Annotated in this window: 20 protein-coding genes; 7 read left to right on the top strand and 13 right to left on the bottom strand. The window is 58.9% G+C overall.

Translation table 11 applies throughout. From position 1 onward, the window contains the following. Positions 1-8: 8 nt before the first annotated feature. The 4 genes from lysA to argH form a co-directional block, all read right to left on the bottom strand. Positions 9-1,277 (bottom strand): diaminopimelate decarboxylase, encoded by a 1,269-nt coding sequence (gene lysA, locus DHN10_RS02765; RefSeq protein ID WP_108813705.1) that lies wholly within the window; start codon positions 1,275-1,277, stop codon positions 9-11. Between the two features lie 65 nt (positions 1,278-1,342). Beyond that, entirely contained in the window at positions 1,343-1,678 is a 336-nt protein-coding gene (locus DHN10_RS02760) for a DUF2834 domain-containing protein (RefSeq protein WP_108813704.1), read from the bottom strand. Further along, a complete protein-coding gene (locus DHN10_RS19840) occupies positions 1,678-1,851 on the bottom strand; it encodes a hypothetical protein (RefSeq protein WP_199910619.1) in 174 nt (57 codons plus the stop codon). The genes DHN10_RS02760 and DHN10_RS19840 overlap by 1 nt, the downstream gene beginning before the upstream one ends. Next, positions 1,848-3,236, bottom strand: coding sequence for an argininosuccinate lyase (gene argH, locus DHN10_RS02755; RefSeq protein WP_108813703.1), 1,389 nt, complete (start codon positions 3,234-3,236; stop codon positions 1,848-1,850). The genes DHN10_RS19840 and argH overlap by 4 nt, the downstream gene beginning before the upstream one ends. Before the next feature lie 14 nt (positions 3,237-3,250). On the opposite strand from argH, the gene DHN10_RS02750 reads away from it, so the two are divergent. Further along, a complete protein-coding gene (locus tag DHN10_RS02750) occupies positions 3,251-3,811 on the top strand; it encodes a TlpA family protein disulfide reductase (protein ID WP_108813702.1) in 561 nt (186 codons plus the stop codon). A gap of 53 nt (positions 3,812-3,864) precedes the next feature. Here DHN10_RS02750 and DHN10_RS02745 read toward each other — a convergent pair whose 3' ends face one another. Further along, entirely contained in the window at positions 3,865-4,434 is a 570-nt protein-coding gene (locus DHN10_RS02745) for a YqgE/AlgH family protein (protein WP_108813909.1), read from the bottom strand. A gap of 104 nt (positions 4,435-4,538) precedes the next feature. On the opposite strand from DHN10_RS02745, the gene DHN10_RS02740 reads away from it, so the two are divergent. Next, on the top strand, positions 4,539-5,339 hold the full coding sequence (locus DHN10_RS02740; protein ID WP_108813701.1) for a protein-disulfide reductase DsbD domain-containing protein: 801 nt from the start codon (positions 4,539-4,541) through the stop codon (positions 5,337-5,339). On the opposite strand, the gene DHN10_RS02735 is transcribed toward DHN10_RS02740, so the two are convergent. From DHN10_RS02735 to DHN10_RS02720, 4 genes are all read right to left on the bottom strand, one after another. After that, positions 5,336-8,731, bottom strand: a complete 3,396-nt coding sequence (locus tag DHN10_RS02735) for an efflux RND transporter permease subunit (protein WP_108813700.1) — start codon at positions 8,729-8,731, stop codon at positions 5,336-5,338. The two genes, DHN10_RS02740 and DHN10_RS02735, sit on opposite strands and share 4 nt — an antisense overlap. Then, positions 8,731-10,185, bottom strand: a complete 1,455-nt coding sequence (locus tag DHN10_RS02730) for an efflux RND transporter periplasmic adaptor subunit (protein WP_108813699.1) — start codon at positions 10,183-10,185, stop codon at positions 8,731-8,733. The genes DHN10_RS02735 and DHN10_RS02730 overlap by 1 nt, the downstream gene beginning before the upstream one ends. A gap of 72 nt (positions 10,186-10,257) precedes the next feature. Next, entirely contained in the window at positions 10,258-10,800 is a 543-nt protein-coding gene (gene moaB, locus DHN10_RS02725; protein WP_108813698.1) for a molybdenum cofactor biosynthesis protein B, read from the bottom strand. Positions 10,801-10,820: 20 nt separating this feature from the next. Next, complete coding sequence (locus DHN10_RS02720; RefSeq protein WP_108813697.1) at positions 10,821-11,612, bottom strand: uracil-DNA glycosylase; 792 nt, start codon at positions 11,610-11,612, stop codon at positions 10,821-10,823. A 105-nt stretch (positions 11,613-11,717) separates the two neighbouring features. On the opposite strand from DHN10_RS02720, the gene DHN10_RS02715 reads away from it, so the two are divergent. From DHN10_RS02715 to plsY, 4 genes are read left to right on the top strand one after another with little or no spacing between them, the layout of a single operon-like run. Further along, positions 11,718-12,674, top strand: coding sequence for an aspartate carbamoyltransferase catalytic subunit (locus tag DHN10_RS02715; protein WP_108813696.1), 957 nt, complete (start codon positions 11,718-11,720; stop codon positions 12,672-12,674). Then, a complete protein-coding gene (locus DHN10_RS02710; protein ID WP_108813695.1) occupies positions 12,671-13,228 on the top strand; it encodes a hypothetical protein in 558 nt (185 codons plus the stop codon). Before DHN10_RS02715 ends, DHN10_RS02710 begins: the two co-directional genes overlap by 4 nt. A gap of 48 nt (positions 13,229-13,276) precedes the next feature. Then, complete coding sequence (gene pyrC / locus DHN10_RS02705) at positions 13,277-14,572, top strand: dihydroorotase (protein ID WP_108813694.1); 1,296 nt, start codon at positions 13,277-13,279, stop codon at positions 14,570-14,572. Continuing rightward, positions 14,560-15,177: a glycerol-3-phosphate 1-O-acyltransferase PlsY gene (gene plsY, locus DHN10_RS02700; protein WP_108813693.1), complete on the top strand. Its 618-nt coding sequence runs from the start codon at positions 14,560-14,562 to the stop codon at positions 15,175-15,177. The genes pyrC and plsY overlap by 13 nt, the downstream gene beginning before the upstream one ends. A gap of 71 nt (positions 15,178-15,248) precedes the next feature. Here plsY and DHN10_RS02695 read toward each other — a convergent pair whose 3' ends face one another. The 4 genes from DHN10_RS02695 to DHN10_RS02680 are packed head-to-tail and all read right to left on the bottom strand — an operon-like array spanning position 15,249 to position 18,746. Beyond that, complete coding sequence (locus DHN10_RS02695) at positions 15,249-16,619, bottom strand: glutamate--cysteine ligase (protein ID WP_108813692.1); 1,371 nt, start codon at positions 16,617-16,619, stop codon at positions 15,249-15,251. Between the two features lie 57 nt (positions 16,620-16,676). After that, positions 16,677-17,195: a hypothetical protein gene (locus DHN10_RS02690; protein ID WP_108813691.1), complete on the bottom strand. Its 519-nt coding sequence runs from the start codon at positions 17,193-17,195 to the stop codon at positions 16,677-16,679. Further along, on the bottom strand, positions 17,188-18,027 hold the full coding sequence (locus DHN10_RS02685; RefSeq protein ID WP_108813690.1) for a GNAT family N-acetyltransferase: 840 nt from the start codon (positions 18,025-18,027) through the stop codon (positions 17,188-17,190). Before DHN10_RS02685 ends, DHN10_RS02690 begins: the two co-directional genes overlap by 8 nt. Further along, positions 18,027-18,746: a 16S rRNA (uracil(1498)-N(3))-methyltransferase gene (locus tag DHN10_RS02680; RefSeq protein WP_108813689.1), complete on the bottom strand. Its 720-nt coding sequence runs from the start codon at positions 18,744-18,746 to the stop codon at positions 18,027-18,029. The genes DHN10_RS02685 and DHN10_RS02680 overlap by 1 nt, the downstream gene beginning before the upstream one ends. Positions 18,747-18,758: 12 nt before the next feature. Here DHN10_RS02680 and ubiA point away from each other — a divergent pair, with 12 nt between their 5' ends. Beyond that, positions 18,759-19,724, top strand: a complete 966-nt coding sequence (ubiA, locus tag DHN10_RS02675; protein ID WP_108813688.1) for a 4-hydroxybenzoate octaprenyltransferase — start codon at positions 18,759-18,761, stop codon at positions 19,722-19,724. Positions 19,725-19,776 lie beyond the last annotated feature (52 nt).

Raw genomic sequence — 19,776 nt, 5'->3', positions numbered from 1 at the left:
CGTCTTTGTTAGTCTAACCACGGTGGCAGCGTATCGCGTGCAATCATCTCTTCATAGGTAGGGCGTGGGCGGATAACTGCAAATTGATCGCCATCAACCAGCACTTCTGGGATCATCGGGCGCGAGTTGTATTCCGACGACATCACCGCGCCGTAAGCCCCCGCAGAGCGGAAAGCGACCAGATCATCGGCCTTCACCGCAGGCATGTCGCGGTGCTTGGCAAAAGTATCGCCGCTTTCACATATCGGGCCAACGATATCATATGTGGCAGGTGCCACACCGGGGGCAGACTCTACCACTGGCACAATATCGTGCCATGCTTCGTACATGGCGGGGCGGATCAGATCGTTCATCGCGCCATCAAGGATCAGAAATTCGCGATCCTCCCCGGATTTCACGTAGATGACTTTGGACACCATCAAACCGGCATTGCCCGAAATCAACCGCCCCGGCTCAATTTCGATCTCGCAGCCCAGATGGCCCACAGTCCGCTGGATCAGCGCCCCATAATCCGTCGGTAGCGGTGGCGCCTCGTTGGAACGAGCGTAAGGAATCCCCAAACCACCGCCCAGATCAAGGCGGCTGATCTCATGCCCATCGGCACGTAGCTGCTCGGTCAGTTCGGCAACCTTGTTGTATGCGGCTTCAAACGGGGCCAATTCGGTTAGTTGAGATCCGATATGCACGTCGATGCCAATGACCTTCAGGCCGGGCATATTGGCGGCCAACGCATAGACGTCGCGGGCGCGGCTGATCGGGATGCCAAATTTGTTCTCGGACTTGCCCGTGGCGATCTTGGCGTGTGTCTTGGCATCCACATCGGGGTTCACCCGAACGGTGATCGGGATCACAGCGCCCAGCGATTGGGCGACCTGATCCAGCACAATCATCTCAGGCTCGCTTTCGACGTTGAACTGGCGAATCCCCCCTTCAATCGCGATGCGCATTTCGTCGGCGGTCTTGCCAACGCCGGAAAACACAATGCGTTCGCCCGGCACGCCGGCGGCCTTGGCACGCAGGTATTCACCGGCTGACACCACATCCATGCCCGCGCCTGCATCACCCAACAACTTGATTACGGCCTGATTGGATAGCGATTTCATTGCGAAGCAGACAAGATGCTCGCCCCAATCCAACGCCTCATCAAAAAGGGTGAAGTGGCGTTTCAGTGTCGCAGTGGAATACACGTAAAACGGGGTGCCAACAGCCGCCGCGATATCCGCGATGGCCACGTCCTCGGCATAAAGAGCGCCGTCACGATAAAGAAAGTGATCCAAGCCTGTGATCCTTGTCCAAAACCAGATTTGGACATATCAGATCGCGGGCAAAGACCAACCCTGATTCAGACGCGCACCAGACGCTTGTCTTTGGCATAAACAATGCGCTCGCGCAGAGCGAGGTAAAGCGGCAAACCACAGCTGACCCCAATGCAGAATGTAGCAGGAATAGCGATCAGGCTGAGGAAATTGCGCGAACGGGCCACCTCGACCAAAATCCAGATCGTCAGGGTCACAGCCGCAATCGTCAGATCCCAGACCAACCCGCTGGTGGCCGCATTCACATGCCAAGCATCCACCATCGCCCAGAGGTTCCAGCCTTCGGCCTGAAACCAGGTGATGAAATAATACACCGGGTGGATCGCCCCCCAGATCGCTAGAGCAAAGAACACTGGGCGCATCAGATGCCAACCCCGACCGACACCGTGCCGTTGGATGCGCCAACACTGGCGTCAGTGCTGACACCGCCCGAACCAACGCTCAATCCAAGGCTGGCATTTGGCGTAAAGGGCGCGCCATCAGCGCCACATCCTGCCAATGCTGCTATCGTCAAAATCAAAGCAATACGTTTCATTTCAAAACCTCTTTCCAATGCGCCACCTGAGCGCGGACCTGTGTCGGTGCCGTCCCCCCAAAACTGGTGCGGGACGCGACCGAGTTCTCAACCCCCAGCACATCGAACACATCGGCACGGATGCCGTCGTGAACCGATTGCATCTCTGCCAGCGTCAGATCCGGCAAATCACAATCCTTGCCCTCTGCCATCGCCACCAAAGACCCGGTCACATGATGCGCTTCCCGGAAAGGTAACCCAAGTTCGCGCACCAGCCAATCGGCCAGGTCAGTCGCTGTCGAAAACCCGCTTGCCGCTGCGGCTTTCAGGTTTTCGCGCTGCGCGGTCATATCCGACACCATCCCCGTCATCGCGGCCAGCGCCAGCATCAGATTATCGGCAGCATCAAAGGTCTGTTCCTTATCTTCCTGCATGTCCTTGGAATAGGTCAGAGGCAGACCCTTCATCACGGTCATCAGCGCAACATTGGCCCCAAAAATCCGGCCAATCTTGGCACGAATCAGCTCTGCTGCATCCGGGTTTCGTTTTTGCGGCATAATGGAGGAACCGGTCGACCACTTGTCCGACATCTTCACAAAGCGGAACTGGGCCGAGGACCAGATCACCAGCTCTTCGGCCAACCGGCTCAGATGCATGGCGCAAATGCTGGCGGATGCCAGAAACTCCAACGCAAAGTCACGGTCCGCCACAGCATCCAGCGAATTGGACATGGGGCGATCAAAACCCAAAGCCTCTGCCGTCATCTGACGGTCAATCGGGAACGACGTCCCCGCAAGGGCAGCGGCACCCAACGGCGAGGTATTCATCCGCGCGCGCGCATCGGCAAACCGGGACCTGTCACGCGAAAACATCTCGACATAAGCCAGCATATGATGACCCCAAGTGACTGGCTGCGCAGTCTGCAAATGGGTAAAGCCTGGCATCACCCAATCAGCACCCGCTTCGGCCTGCGCGAGAAGCGCCCCACAGAGCGCGCTAAGCGCTTCATCAGCCTGATCGCACTGATCCCGCACCCAAAGCCGGAAATCGACAGCCACCTGATCGTTCCGAGACCGTGCTGTATGCAAACGCCCCGCGGGCTCTCCAATCAGATCGCGCAACCGCGCCTCAACATTCATGTGAATGTCTTCCAACGCGGTCGAAAACGGGAATTCCCCGGTTTCAATCTCTGACAAGACTGTGAGCAGGCCTTCCCGGATCGCCTTTGCATCGGTATCTGTAATGATGCCCGTGGTAGCCAACATGGCGGCATGGGCACGTGAACCTGCGATGTCCTGCGGCGCAAGGCGTCGGTCATACCCGATTGAGGCATTGATCGCCTCCATAATCGCGTCTGGTCCGGCGGCAAAACGCCCGCCCCACATTGTGTTTGCGGATTTTGTCATAAAGGAAGTCGCCCGTGCGAAAGTTAATATCAGCCCTGCTTTATACGGCCCTTATGGGTCTTGCAAATACAGCCGTGGCCGACACCGCAGCGCTGGAAAGCCTGCGGCAGGGCGATATGCGCAAATTGATATTCCATGCGGAACCCTGGGACGGGTCGGATGCGCCGTTTCTGCATGAGGACGGTTCAGAGATGACGCTCGCCGCCTATGACGGGCAGTACATCGTGCTGAACTTCTGGGCCACATGGTGCGCGCCCTGCCGCAAAGAAATGCCTCATCTGTCGGCATTGCAGGCGGAAATGGGCGGCGAGGCATTGCAGGTCGTGACGGTGGCGACGGGTCGTAACCCGCGTCCTGCCATGGAACGGTTCTTTGATGAAATCGGCGTCGAGAATCTACCACTGCACACCGACGAACGGCAAAGCCTGTCACGCAGCCTCGGCGTGTTGGGTCTGCCCGCCACGTTGATCATCGGTCCGGACGGTCAGGAAATCGCCCGGATGAGCGGCGAAGCCGATTGGTCAAGCGACAGTGCCTTGGCCATCTTGCAGGCTTTGATCGATACCCCGTCCTGAGGCGGCAAACTTTCTTGGGAAGTTTGAACACAAATCCTCTGCGAGGATTTGGCCTATGCGCGCCCCGCCGTCGATGACAACAACAGCGGATCGATCCCCATCAGCTTGAGCGCCGCCGACCATTTGCCATCATTATCGTTACCAAAGACGATCTGATCACTGGCCGGGCAGGTCAGCCAGCCATTTTGGCTGATCTCATATTCCAACTGACCCGGCCCCCATCCAGCATAGCCAAGCGCCAGCATCGAGATATCGGGGCCCACACCTTTCGCGATGTCCTCAAGTACCTGCAATGTGGCAGTCATGCGAAACGTGTCGTCCACGTCAAGCGTGCCACCCTCGGACGCATAGTCACTCGAGTGCAGGACAAAGCCTCGCTGATGATCCACCGGGCCGCCGTAATGCACGTCAATCTCGCGCAGACCGGGGCCGGTTGGAATATCCATCTGCTCAAGCAGTTTTTGAAAGCTGACGTCCTTTTGCGGCTTGTTCACGATCAATCCCATGCCCCCCTCTTCAGAGTGGGCGCACATATAGATCACAGTATTGGCAAAGCGCGGGTCGGACATGTCCGGCATCGCGATCAGCAGCTTTCCTGCAAGGGTGGAATCTGTCTCGTTCATGGCGCCTAGGATGTTGAAGCGCGCAGCTGGACGCAAGCCGATCATTGCAATCGCTGGCGCAAACGTGACTTCCAATTGCGCACGCGATGCATAACTAAGAAAACATGCGCAAGAACCTGCTTACTCTGCTGGCTTTCATGGCCGCTCCGACCGTCCTGCCCGCCCAATCCTTTGATGATCTGGCGGTTTTGGACGTGTTGCCAGGCTGGCGGACAGACGCTGGCGCACATATTGCCGCTGTAAGGATCACCCTTTCACCAGGCTGGATCACCTATTGGCGCGCGCCGGGCGATGCAGGCATCCCGCCGCAGTTTACCTTCACCGGCAGCACGGCGATCACTAGCATTCAACCCCATTGGCCCACTCCCGAAGTCGTCGATGACAAGGGCATGCGGTCGATTGGATATTACGACAGTGTTGTTTTTCCGCTGACCATTGATGCCGCAGCAGACGCTGGCGATCTATCCGTGAGCGGAGAGTTGACGATCGGCGTCTGCGAAGAAATTTGCATCCCGGTAAACTTGGAATTTGACGAAACGTTGCCGGCGGGCGGCGCACCTGATCCCATCATTCTTGCCGCACTCGCAACGCAGGCGCTGACCAAGGCGCAGGCCAATGTTGGTGCCGTGACCTGTGCCATTGATCCCATCGGCGACGGGTTGCGGTTGACGGCGCAAATTGCTGTTCCCCGCGCCGAGGCATCCGAATTTGTCGTGATCGAAACCGGTGACCCGTCGGTTTGGGTGTCAGAGGCGGATGTCGCGCGCGAAGGCCCAACCCTGAGCGCAACCGTCGATATGGTTCACCCCAGTGGTGGCCCCTTCGCGCTTGACCGTTCTGGCGTGCGGATCACGGTGTTTGGCGGTGAAAAGGCCATCGACATCCAAGGATGCAGCGCCGGCTAACCCCGCGCACGGCGCAGCCCTTGACCCAGCAAGGCGATCACATAGATCGCCAAAAGTAACACCATCAACCCCCCAACAAAAACGCCAAACGCAGGACCAAAGCCGCCATTAAGGATTGGCAGAGCAACTGCGGCCGCAGGCAAAGCCGCGCCCGTCACCAATAGCGGCCCCACCGTTAACGCAAAAAGGATAACCGCCCCCAAGGCGCCCAGCGCGGCGGGCACAAACATCGCGGGCCTACGGCTCCGTAGCGCCCGTTTTGCGGCCTGCCACTGCCGATAGAAATCTGCCTGCATCGCGATGATGGAAGGCACAATCAGCAAGACCAACACCATCCCAAAGGCCAATCCAAAGACCAGTGTCACAACGGTGGGTTTGAGGAATTCTGCCTGATTGGACCCTTCATAAAGCAGCGGCGTCAATCCCAGCACTGTTGTCAGCGTCGTCAACATCACAGGGCGCAAACGATCCACCGTGCCATCAATAATTGCAGGCACAAGGCCGCGATCCTGCGCGTATTCGTCGATTGTCGTCACCAACACGATACTATCGTTGATGATAATCCCCACCATCCCGATCAAGCCAACAACGGTAAACATGCTCATCGGGATGCCCCAGACGTAGTGACCATAAATCGTCCCGACCAGTGCAAAGGGAATGATCGACATCACCACAACGGGGCGGGTCCAACTGCTGAATATCCACGACAACGTCAGGTAAATGCCCAGAAGCACCAGAATTAACCCGGTGCGCGCATCATTGAGGAACTGCCGTTCCTGTTCGCTTTGCCCTGACAACATGGTTTCAACGCCAAAGCCACTCTCGACGCGTGGCAATATCTCTTCATTGATGACGGTCTGTATTTCGGTGGCGCGCGCTGCATCCTCATCGTCCAGATCACCGATGACCGAGATCAGCTGTATGCCGTTCTCGCGGCGCACGGTGGAAAATCCGGTACGGCTTTGCACGGTCACGACGTCGGCCAAGGGCACATAAATGCCTTCCGGCGTGCGCATCTGCGTGCGGTCCAGAAAATCCGCGGAAAGTTCGCCCGCGGGCAATTCCACCCGGATCGTCGCAGAGCGGGCACCCTGTGGAAAACTTGCTGCTTCAATCCCGCCCAGACGATTGCGCAGCACGCGACCAATGCCATCAATGCTGAGGCCCAGCGCATCGCCTTGCGGGGTCAGCTCAAGGATCATTTCTTCCTTGTCATAGGCCAGCGTGTCCTCAAGGCCTGAAATTTCTGGATAAATTGCAAGCTCCGTCTTCAGCGCCTCAGCGGCAGCCTTGAGCGTGTCGCTGTCGGCACCAAACATCTGGACATCAAGGCTGTCGCCACCGGGCCCGGACCCCCAACTGCGAAAGCTGACCGTTTCGGCCATGGGATGCTGCACAATGGCGTCCTGCAAGGCGCTGACAAAGGCAAAGCTGGTATAGGGGCGGCTGTCTGCATCGATCAACGCGATGGTGATGGCCCCCAACTGATCAGCTTCCTTTGTGTCGGACCCTGCAATAGCGCGGCCCGAATTGCCGCCGACTTCTGCCACAACAAATTTCAGCGGGTTCGCACCGTGTTCGGCCTCATACTCTGCGCCCAAGGCCTCGGTCGCGCGCTGCATCTCGCGCATCATCTCAATCGTGTCTTCGCGTGTCGCACCGGGTAGCATCGCAAAGTTGCCGGTAACCTGGCTTTGCTCGGGCGCATTGAAGAACCGCCAGCTGACATCGCCCTTGATGAAAAGCGCCACCTGACTGGCCAAGAGCACAAGCGCCATGGCCACCACTGGATAGCGGGCCTTGATCACAAGACCCATAAAGGGGCGAAAGAACCGTTCTTTGGCCCAGTCAAAGCCGCGGTTCACCGTGCGCGATGGCCAATCGTACCAATGTTCCTTGGCCGAATGGGCAATAGCATGGGCAAGGTGATTTGGCAGGATCAAAAAACACTCCACGAGACTCGCAGCCAAGACAACGATCACCGTAAACGGAATGTCCGAGATCAGATCACCAAAGCGGCCCCCGATCACAACCAAACCAAAGAAGGCAATGATCGTCGTCAGTGTGGCCGAAAGAACCGGGCTAAACATCCGTCTGGCCGCGTTTTCGGCGGCGGTCTTGGGATCTTCACCATATTGCCTGACCCGGAAATCAGCATGTTCACCCACAACAATGGCGTCGTCGACAACAATGCCAAGCGTGATGATCAGCGCAAAAAGCGAGATCATGTTGATCGTGATTCCCACCGCATACATCAGCGCAATCGCGGCCAGCATCGCCGCCGGTATGCCAAAGGCAACCCAGAACGCCGTGCGCGCGTTCAAGAACAAGAACAGCAAGGCCAACACCAACATCAGCCCCGTCAATCCATTGTCGAGCAGGATATTCAGGCGCCCCGCAATCAGCTCTGCCCGCCCGTTGGTCAGCGCGATAGATACACCGTCAGGCAAGGTGGCCGTCAATTCTGCGGCGACCTTTTCTACCGTTTCCTGCATGCCAATCGCGTCACCCTGCGCCGAGCGGTTCACCCGGAGTTTGATCGCCGGGTCGTCATTCACGAAATATGCGCGTTCACGATCAGCGCCTTCCACACGGACGGTCGCCACATCCGCAATGGTCAATGTCGATCCATCCGGATTGGAACGCAGGACAATCGCGCCAATATCCTCTGCACTGCGTTTGGCTACACCGGTGCGCACGCGTGCGCTGCCAGAAACGTCGCCGGCGGGGTCTGTCTCTGCCTCTTCTGCGATCCGTGCGGCAATGTCTGACAGGCCTATGTCATGTTGGATCAGCGATAAGGAAGGCACTTCCACGATAGTGGAAGGCGCCGCGACGCCTTGCACAAAGACCTGCGTGACACCTGCCGCAAACAGCCGTGTCGAAAGCTCATCCGCAAAGCGCCCCAGTTGATCGACACCAACCGGTCCAGTGACTACCACATCCGTGACTCGATCCGACCAGCCACCGCGCCGCACGCTCGGGTCATCGGCATCAACCGGCAGGTTGCTGGTGCTATCCACCGCAAGCTGCACATCCTCTGCGGCCCGGTCGATGTCATAGCCGGGATCAAACTCTAGCCGGATCGATGCGCGCCCTTCGCGCGATGTGGAGGTCGACGAGGTCACACCCTCAACGCCCAACAAGACGGGCTCCAGCACTTGGACGACGGCCGCATCAACGTCTTCAGCGCCTGCGCCATCCCATGTGACCGACACCGTCAGATCATCAACAACGATATCGGGGAAAAACTGCGCACGCATGTTGGGAAAGGCAAAAAGACCTGCCGTCAACATCAGGATCAGCAACAGATTGGCCGCTGTCCGGTGGCGGGTGAAATAGGACAGAATACCCCCTGCCCCCGCGTTCAGCCTTTCACCGCGCGTGACCATCAGCTGCCCATCCGGCTTTCAAGGCGGGTGACTGTCTCGGACGACACTTCATCCTGTTCCAACTGGCCAATGATCCGCGCTTTGACGTCGTCGGGCATGCGGCCTTCGTTGACGAAAGCGATCAGCTTGGCGCGGCGATCATCATCGAGCGTGATCATTTCAGGTGCAGCGGCGGCCAGCGTGTCCCCCGGTACAATCGGGCGCACCTTGATGCCCACCCCCAAAAGCGGCGAGCGTTCGGCAACAACCGTGGCGCCCGCATTTTCGCCAACCGAAATGATCACATCATCGCCCTGACGACGTTGCAGCGTGACAGCGGCAACCTCCAGACGATCCTCTGGCCCTACAACCAGTACCGTCTGATCGGCGGCAACGGCTGTGGCAGGCACTCGTGCGACATCATCCAAGGCAGGTTCCTGAATGCTGACGGTGACAAAATCGCCGGGGCGGAAACCGGCATAGGTATCAAGGCGGGCAAATAGCAAACGCCCCGTCTGCCCTGCACCAACCGTCGCCCCCTCTCGTGTGATTTGCCCTGTCGCGCGCAGGTTCACGCCAGAAACATCAAGCGTCACTGCAACCGGGGCTTTGATCAGCGCACCTGCCTCATCCAGCAACCGCGCATATTGCGATGTGGAGACGCGAAATGAGACCTCCAATCGGGTCGGATCAACCAGTTGGGCAAAGCGTTCGTTTGCGGCGACCCGCCCTCCGGGGCTGATGGTGACATCGGACAAGGTGCCATCAAAGGCCGCAAAGACCTGCGTGTCATCGACATTGCGCTCTGCCTCGGCAAGGTTGATCCGCGCACGGGCCAAACGCGTTGTCGCCTGATCGATCCGGGCCTGTGCAGAGGCTAACGCCTGCCTGCGGCTTAGCACAGAGGCCTGCGCCGAAGACGCTGCTAACTCAGCCGTCTCAACAGCGGCCGCCGTGCCAACACCACGCGCAGCAAGATCGCGGGCACGGGTCAGGGCTTGTTCACGCAAGGTGACCTGTTCGCGGGCGGCTGTCAGTTCATCCTCGGCCAGCACAAGCGCACGCTCAGCATCGCGCAGCTCTGCCTGTGCATCCTGCAAATCAGCACGGACACGGTCCAACGCGGCTTGCGCCTCAACCGGATCAATACGCAGCAAACGCTGACGTTCTTTTACCGTTCCACCTTCAATCAGGTCATCACTTGCAGAGATGACTGTCCCGCCTGTGGCACTGCGCAAATCCAACGTGCGCTGGCTGCGCAACTCTCCGAAAACGATCAGTTCTGGAACAATTGTCTGCTGGGTCAGGGTCACAACATTGACTGCCAGCACCCGCTCGCGCTGGGGAAAGCTGCGCGGCTCTTCGTTCATGCTGGCAACCACAGCACTGCGGATCATTTCGCCCGCCCAGGCGACCAGCGCCAGCGTGACGGCCAGCAGAAAAACACCTGTGAGGCTCCGCCGCAGGAAACGCATCAAAAGACTCCTTTGTTCCGCTTTATAGACTAGGACCGCCGCGCCCAGATTCCAGTTAAACGCACCAAGACGTTATTTCCGGCGCAGATGTTCATCCAGACGGGGCATTATTTCGACAAAGTTGCAGGGACGGTGGCGATAGTCGAACTGTTTGAGAAGGATTTCATCCCAGGCGTCCTTGCAGGCACCGGGCGATCCGGGCAGGGCAAACAGATAGGTGCCGTTTGCCACTCCGGCTGTTGCCCGGCTTTGTACCGCGCTTGTGCCGATTTTTTGCATGCTGACGATGGTGAAAATGGTGCCAAAAGCATCGATTTCCTTTTCATAGACATCGCGGTGCGCCTCAACCGTCACATCACGGCCTGTCAGACCCGTCCCCCCGGTTGAGACGATGGCGTCAACCTCTGCCATTTCACTCCACGCCCGCAACTGCGCAGCAATTTGGTCACGTTCATCTGGCAATATCTGCCGATCAGCCACGGTATGGCCTGCCGCCGCGATGCGATCCACCAGCACCTGACCGGATTTGTCATCAGCAAGGCTTCGGTTATCGCTCACCGTCAGCACGGCAATCCGGATCGGGACAAATTTCTTGGTGTCGTCAATGCGGCTCATCTCGTCCTCACCTTCATGTCCTAGGTCTTCAGTCGTGCGTTTAGCGCAAGTAAATCCGCCCAGGCCTCGCGTTTGGCGATGGGATTGCGCAGCAGATAGGCTGGGTGAAACATGGGCAAACATGGTTTGCCCAGCACCTCAGTCCAAGCACCACGCATCCGGGTGATCCCGGTGCGACCCAAAAGCGCCTGACAGGGGGTGTTGCCCATCACGACGATCACATCGGGGTCAGCCAGCGCAATGTGCCGTTCCAAAAAGGGCAACAACATCGCGATCTCAGCCGCATCAGGCGTCCGGTTCGACGGCGGGCGCCACGGCAGCACATTAGTGATGTAGACGGCGCGAGCCAGATCATCATGCCCGCGGCCCAGATCAATGGCACCCAGCATCTTGTCCAGTAACTGCCCCGCGCGACCCACAAAGGGTTTACCGGCACGGTCCTCTTCGCGGCCCGGTGCCTCGCCGACAATCATGACGCGGGCTGCGGGCTGACCGTCACAGAACACAAGACTGCGTGCGCCCTTCTTTAACTCACAATGCTCAAACGCCTGCATCGCCGCAGCCAATGCGCCCAAATCAGCCGCAGCCTGCGCCGCAGCACGTGCATCGGCCACAGCATCTGTTTGGACCGGCTCTGGCGGGGCAGGCTTTTTCTGAGGGCTAGCGGCGGCAGGTGTTATCTTCGGCGCGGGCTTCACCGCCTCTAACGCATACCGATCCATCGGCGCGTCCAGAATAGCCTCTGTCGCCCCCAACTCGACCTGCCACTCCAGCAGCGCACGGTCGTTCCAATATGTGTCACCCGAATCCATCTGTAACAGGTTATGCTGGATCGACGGGGATGTGCAGTGCTTGCGGCATTGATGCAGGCCACCCACATCCCTATAAGACCCCGAACCGCTGCGAAGAGGGCCTTCATGACATTCCGCGCCAAGCATCTTTTGGGTATCGAACCGCTACATCCCACGGAAATCACTGCGCTGCTTGATCTGGCCGACAGCTATGCCGACCACAACAGGCGCGGGATAGCGCACCGTGATGTGCTGGCAGGGCTGACGCAGATCAACATGTTCTTTGAAAATTCAACCCGCACGCAGGCCAGTTTTGAGCTGGCAGGCAAGCGGCTGGGTGCGGATGTGATGAACATGGGAATGCAGGCGTCCTCGATCAAAAAGGGCGAGACGCTGATTGATACCGCGCTGACACTCAATGCGATGCGCCCTGATCTGCTGGTGGTGCGGCATCCGCATTCGGGGGCAGTCGATCTGCTGGCGCAGAAAGTCAACTGCGCGGTCCTCAACGCAGGTGACGGCAAGCACGAACACCCGACACAGGCACTTTTGGACGCGCTGACCATCCGCCGCGCCAAGGGGCGTTTGCATCGCCTGTCCATCGCCATCTGTGGCGATATTGCACACAGCCGTGTCGCCCGGTCCAACATCATGCTGCTGGGCAAGATGGAAAACCGCATTCGACTGATCGGACCGCCGACCTTGATGCCGTCCGGCATCGGCGAATTTGGCGTCGAGGTGTTTGAAGATATGGAAGAAGGGCTGAAAGACGTTGATGTCGTCATGATGCTCCGCCTTCAAAGGGAACGCATGGACGGAGGGTTCATCCCGTCAGAGCGTGAGTATTTCCACCGCTACGGCCTTGATGCCGCCAAACTGGCCCATGCAAAACCAGATGCCATTGTGATGCACCCCGGCCCCATGAACCGGGGTGTGGAAATCGACGGCACGATTGCCGATGACATCAACCGATCCGTCATTCAGGAACAGGTTGAGATGGGCGTCGCCGTGCGCATGGCCGCAATGGACCTTCTGGCGCAGAACCTGCGCAGCGCCCGCACCACGCAAGAGGTGATGGTGTGAGCGAGACCTTTCACGTCACATCCAGTGAACGCGGTGTGATCCGTCTTTTTGTGGTCAACTTGCCAGCGGATCAGATCGATGGGTTCACGGAACCGGGCCCGGATGCCGACACCCCCGCCCCGATCAATAAGGCCCTTGGTGTCACTTACCTTGACAGCGATTTTGTCGAACTTTTCCCGGTCAGTAACCTAACCGGTCTTGGCCTTGCTGGATATCTGACCGAAGGGCTGGGCGTGGCCGAGGCAAACCTGAAACCACATGCATCCCGCCTCAACGGCCTGAGCGGGCATGTGCTAATCGTGCTGTCGTCAGCCTTTGGTGGGTTTGACGCGACAATCACTCCCACTGCGCCACTCAAATGGATCGGCACCTATACAGAGGAAGGTTCATCCATAAAGTTTGCACCACTACCTTCTGATGCCGCCAAAGGCACCGTGGGTGAAACCCCTGCGAAGCCGCCTAAATCTGATGCCCGTATCGGCGGCATGATTGCAGTCTATGCGCTGATTGCCATGTTTGCACTTGTGGGCCTGATCATCTGGGTGGGCGGCTGATTTGACCCTCACACCCCCCTTCAACCCGACAATGCTGGACCCCTGCGCATGACCGCCACTTACTTTGCCAACGCCCGCTTGATCGACCCGGTTGCACTGACCGATGCGCCCGGCGGGCTACTGATCGCGAATGGTGTGATCAAAGAGGTCTTTGATGGCGACGCAGCGCCGCCCGAGGGCGCTCAAGTCGTGGATTGTGGCGGTATGTGTCTGGCCCCCGGCATTATCGATATCGGGGTGAAAGTCTCTGAACCCGGCGAGCGGCACAAGGAAAGCTTTCGCTCTGCCGGACGCGCGGCCGCTGCAGGTGGTGTGACCACAATGGTCACCCGACCTGACACGCTACCCGCCATCGACACCCCCGAGACGTTGGAATTTGTGGAACGGCGCGCGCAGGAAGACGCGCCAGTGCATGTACTGCCCATGGCCGCGCTGACCAAAGGCCGCGACGGGCGCGAAATGACCGAAATCGGGTTTCTGCAGGACGCAGGCGCTGTGGCCTTTACCGATTGCGACCGCGTTGTCACCAACACCAAGGTGTTCAGCCGTGCGCTAACCTATGCACGCTCGCTTGGCGCTTTGGTCATCGGACATATTCAGGAACCGATCCTGTCGGATGGAGCCTCTGTCACCTCTGGCAAGTTTGCGTCCTTGCGCGGGTTGCCCGGTGTCAGCCCGATGGCCGAGCGTATGGCGTTGGACCGCGATATCAGCCTGCTGGAAATGACTGGCGCGCGTTATCACGTCGATCAAATCACCACCGCCCGCGCCTTGCCTGCGCTGGAGCGGGCCAAACGCAACGGGTTGCAGATTACTGCGGGTGTCGGTGTGCATCACCTGACCCTCAATGAGTTGGACGTGGCCGACTATCGGACTTTCTTCAAACTCAAACCGCCCCTGCGTGGCGAAGAAGATCGTGTCGCTGTAGTGCAGGCTGTTGCCGAGGGGCTGATCGATATCATCTGCTCAATGCACACGCCGCAAGACGAAGAAAGCAAACGCCTGCCATACGAAGAAGCGGCGAGCGGCGCAGTCGGGCTGGAAACACTGCTGCCAGCCGCGCTGCGGTTATATCATGCCGAGATGATCGATCTGCCGCGCCTGTTCAGGGCCATGGCGCTGAACCCGGCACATCTGCTTGACCTGCCTGCCGGACGGCTGATGGAGGGTGCACCTGCGGATCTGGTTCTGTTTGACCCGGACGCGCCGTTCCAGCTTGACCGGGCAACACTTTTGTCCAAATCCAAGAACACCCCCTTTGATGGCGCGCGATTGCAGGGCAAAGTCCTAGGAACGTGGGTTGCGGGTACGCGCATCTGGGAGGGCACATCATGCCACCAATAGAAAGCACAACGGCTGTTCTCGTCCTCTGGGGGGCGGTTGGTTACCTTCTGGGATCCGTACCCAGCGGGATGATCCTTGCGCGATTGATGAACCTTGGAAACCTACGCGAAATCGGATCGGGCAATATCGGGGCCACCAATGTGCTGCGCACCGGAAACAAGAAAGCGGCAGCACTGACGCTGCTCTTTGATGCCGCCAAGGGGGCTATCGTTGTCCTCCTCGCGCGCCAGCTTTCAGGTGAAGATGCCGCCCAACTGGGTGGTCTCATGGCGTTCATCGGTCACTGCTTCCCGATTTGGCTGATGTTCCGCGGTGGCAAGGGTGTGGCCACATATCTGGGCATTCTCTGGGCGGTGTCCTGGCCCATGGGTCTGGCCGCTTGTCTAATCTGGCTGATCGTCGCCGCGATCTTCCGCTATTCGTCACTGGCAGCGCTGATGGCCGCCGGCTGGATGCCTGTGGTTGTCGGCTTTACTGATCGGGGTGAGATGTTCATGCTGACGGCTGTCCTTTGCATCGCCGTCTACATTCGCCATATCGGCAACATCATGCGGCTGCGCAAAGGCACTGAAAGCAAGATCGGGGCGAAGTCAGCGCCAGAGTAAGCAGACCGCGCGTTTGTTTCGCGGATGAGATGCATTCAGCAGGCGTGTTTTCGGGTCGATAATAAAGGCGCTTAGTAGCTATACTCGCTGTAGATCCGTTTCAGATCACCGTTCCAGTCGCCTTGGTAGTGGTCCAGCAATTCATCCGCTGGTGTTTTACCGCTTTCAATCGACTCGTGCAGTGCGTTCAGGAAATGCGTCTCATCGGGGACCAGACCGCCTGCGCCGGGGCGCGCACGGGCTTGCAGGCCTGCGTGCGAGATCGCCACAACTTCGCGGGCCAGATCATGCATGTTGATCCCATCCACCTGCGCCTGCAATCCATCAACAGAGGCGGCGACCCGCAAGGCCTCGCGCTGTTCGGCCGTCCAGTCTTTGCACAGGTCCCAAGCCGCATCGAGTGCGGTTTGATCATACATCAACCCAACCCAGAAAGCAGGCAACGCGCAGAGCCTGCGCCAAGGGCCTCCGTCCGCGCCGCGCATTTCGATGAATTGTTTGACCCGCGCCTCTGGGAACACCGTGGTCAGATGGTCTGCCCAGTCTGACATCAGTGGTCTTTCACCCGGCAGCGCAGGCAATTCACCTTTCAGGAAATCGCGGAACGACATGCCCAGCGCATCAATGTATTTGCCATCGCGATAGACAAAATACATCGGCACATCGAGCACCCATTGGGTCCAAGCTTCGAACCCGAAACCATCCTCAAACACAAAGGGCAGCATGCCCGTGCGCGCATCATCCAGATCACGCCAGATGCGGCTGCGCCATGATTTATGACCATTGACCTGGCCTTCAAAGAACGGCGAGTTGGCAAATAATGCCGCAGCAACAGGTTGCAACGCGATAGCGACCCGCATCTTTTGCACCATGTCGGCCTCTGACCCAAAGTCGAGATTCACCTGCACGGTGCAGGTCCGCCGCATCATGGCGGTGCCCATGGTGCCCACCTTTTCCATGTAGTTGTTCATCAACTTGTAACGGCCCTTGGGCATCAGTGGCATCTGCTCGTGTGCCCATTCAGGAGCAGCACCAAGGCCGATGAATTTCACACCAATCTCGTCCGAGACCGATTTGACCTCGGCCAAATGGACGTTCACCTCGTCACAGGTCTGGTGGATCGTCTCCAATGGGGCACCGGACAATTCCAAAGCGCCGCCCGGTTCAAGACTAACATTCGCGCCATCCTTGGTCAGGCCGATAATCTTGCCTTCTTCCTCAACCCGGTCCCAGCCAAAGCGGCCCTCCAGCCCTTCCAGCACGGCGCGGATCGACCGTTCGCCTTCATACGGCAGTGGCAGCAGGCTATCCTGACAATAGCCGAACTTCTCGTGCTCGGTGCCAATCCGCCAGTCTTCCTTGGGCTTGCAGCCCTTGGCAAGCAGTTCGGCCAATTGGTCATGATGTTCGATCGGCGCACCGCCAGATTGTGGGACAGACATGGGTTGCGCACTCCGCGGTTGGTCAGACTATATCGGTGACGTGCCGCAAGGCGGCTGTCAATGCAAGAGCGGCTTGACCCGGCTCCATACAGTTACCCGCGCATCGGGTGTGTGTGAAAGCACATCGAGAACCACGCTGGTCTTTATGTCCGGCAAGGCGGCAAAGACGTCAAACAAGGCGTCGGCCCCTGCGGCATTGATTGGGATAGCGATTTGCATGCCGTCAATGCCGGTTAGCACCCAACTGGGCGTCGGGCGGCTGGAGGGGTCAATTTCCAGTTTGGCAAGGTCTTCGGTATCAATGACGCCGCCGTCCAGCGGCCCAAAATAGGCCAGACGCCGCTCGCGCACTTGTACCACACCGGGGCCATCGCCGTTTTGGGCAAACCGCGCCCGCTGTATACCCGCGACCGCCCAGCCAATGCCGATGACGCAAAAGATATAGCCAAGCCAGACATTGATCCCGACACCCGTGAGCGCCCACCAAAAGCCCAGCGCCAGCACCACACCAGCCAAAAGTACCTCGCGCCAGCGCCAGACGAACGCACGCACTTCGGGACGGAAAAAATCAGCCATAGATCACCTGTGGATGTTCGTAGACAAGAGTGGTGAAATCGCCGCCGCGCTGAAAACCGATGGCTTCATAGGCTTTGCTGGCCTGTGGCGAGGACGCAAAGAGGATCGCCTTGTCTGCGCCCTTGGTCCGTGCCTCTGCTAGATGCAGTGCCACTGCGCGCCGTGCTAGCCCTTGTGACCGCGAGCCCGGTGGGGTGTAGACCCCACCGATCTGGACCGCTTGGGGCAGGATGGCGTTAAAGCCGGTCATCGCCACGGGCGTATCTCCTTGGTAAAGTACCCGGTGGCTGTCAGCCTCCAGATAGCTATTCACATCATGTACCGCCTGCACGTCGGGGTCTTGACCCGGCATCGGCAGCACCTCTGACAGATAGGCAGAGCGCCAGCGGTTGATAAGGGCACGAGGTGCATCTGAGAGCGGACGCAAGGTCAGGCCGGCGCAATCCGGCATCTGAAGATTGGACAAATCAAGCCGGTACAGCGGCTCTGAAGCGTCCATTCCGCCCGCATCCGACAGACCCAACGCCGCGCGCAAAGCGGCGACCTGCGCCCCATCACCCAACAGACCTTTGATCACTTGGCCTGTCAGCACTGTCTTGACCTCGCCCCAAGGCGCTGTCGGGCATTGCGGGAACACCATGCCTTCCTCGGTGATCGGCAAGACATCGGTGAGGGCGCCGCCTTTCCAGCGCAGCCAGAATTTCATCGCACGCGCGTGACCGCCCTCCATGCCGTGCCGTCGCAGGTTCGAAAGGGGAAACATGGATGTCGCGATGTGATTCAACATGAAGGTTTCGATTGCGGCGCGATCGGCGCGCGTCGCGCGGATCATCACCAATCACCCAAAGCTTGCTGCCAGATCGTCAAAGCCGCAACCGCCGCCGTATCAGCGCGCAAAATGCGCGGGCCAAGGCTAACGGCGTGCGCATAGTCCAGCCCACGAAGCCGGTCCCGCTCGGCGGGGGAAAACCCGCCTTCTGGGCCGATCAGGATGGCCCATGGGCCTTGCGTGTCAGGCAGGGTGACCGGATCACCGATCAGCAACTCGTCACAGAACATCAGCTGACGGTCGGTTGGCCAATCCTTCAACACCCGATCCAGCTTCGCCAGATCATCCACGGGTGGGGCAAACGTTCCACCGCATTGTTCTGCCGCCTCAATGGCGTGGGCCTGCAGCTTGTCCTGCCGGATGCGGTTGGCACTTTGGGTGAAATCGGTTTGTACGGGCATGACCCGCGAAGCTCCCATTTCCACTGCTTTTTCAACGATAAATGCGGTTCGTTCCTTGCGGATGGGCGCAAATAGCAACCACAAATCAGGGGGCATCTGCAACGGGGCTGTTTGCACCTGACACAGCAAAATCCCGCCCTTCCTGCCCGCTTTGACAACTTCGGCACCCCACTCACCATGCGCGCCGTTGATCAACGACAGCACAGCACCTTCGCCCAACCGCATTACCCCAAAAAGATAATGTGCCTGCTCCCGCGACAGTGGAACCGATTGCCCTACCCCCAACGGGTGATCTACATATAGTCGAACCTTGGATGCCATGAGGCGGACCTTATGACCCAGAACGCCGAAGTGCCAGAGCCGAACGGGGCCGTTGCAGACGCCGCCCCCGACAACTGGGTGGACCGGTTTGCCCCCGCTTTCAGCAGACCCTACCTGCGGCTAAGCCGGGCGGACCGGCCGATCGGAACATGGCTGCTTTATGTGCCCTGCCTGTGGGCGCTGTCGCTGGCGATCCTGGCAACGGACAGCTACAGCCAGCATGACCTCTGGACCGTGGCGGGCTGCGGTATCGGCGCGTTTTTGATGCGCGGGGCGGGCTGCACATGGAATGACATCACCGACCGCCATATTGACGGATCAGTCGCGCGCACCCGGTTGCGGCCCATCCCATCGGGGCAAGCCACCGTGCGCGGAGCCATCGTCTGGATGGTCGCACAGACATTGGCCGCCTTTTTCATTCTGATTTCCTTCTACCCCACCGCAATCATTCTAGGGATCGTGGCACTGGTGCCGGTGGCAATCTATCCCTTCGCAAAGCGGTTCACATGGTGGCCGCAGGCGTTTCTGGGATTGGCGTTCAACTGGGGCGCGCTGCTGGGGTGGGCAGCCCACACCAACAGCATCGGCCCGGTGCCCATCGTGCTTTATTGCGCGGGCATCGCCTGGACACTGTTCTACGACACGATCTACGCACATCAGGACACCGAAGACGACGCGTTGATCGGTGTAAAGTCCACAGCGAGGCTCTTTGGCGACGACAGTCGCAAGTGGCTGCGCATGTTCCTAACTATCGCGATCGTTCTGTTTGGATTGGCGGTCGTGCTGGCCGCGTCAGAACGGTCCGTTCTGTCGCTTGTCGTCGCCATCGGAGGGCCATGGGCCATGGGGTGGCACCTGACATGGCAATTGGGCAATTTTGACCCTGATGATAACGACAAATTGCTGCGGGTCTTCCGTTCAAACCGGAACGCGGGGCTGATCCCCCTGCCGTTTTTCGCTCTCGCCCTATTGGTGTGATTGAACCCCCTTACGCGGCACCCTATGCAAGGGCCACAACAACAACCGGACA

It is taken from the genome of Loktanella sp. Alg231-35, from assembly GCF_900143545.1.
Lineage (GTDB): Bacteria > Pseudomonadota > Alphaproteobacteria > Rhodobacterales > Rhodobacteraceae > Yoonia.
Note: the sequence above shows the minus strand (reverse complement) of the source record. Positions and strands in the feature narration are given on the sequence as shown.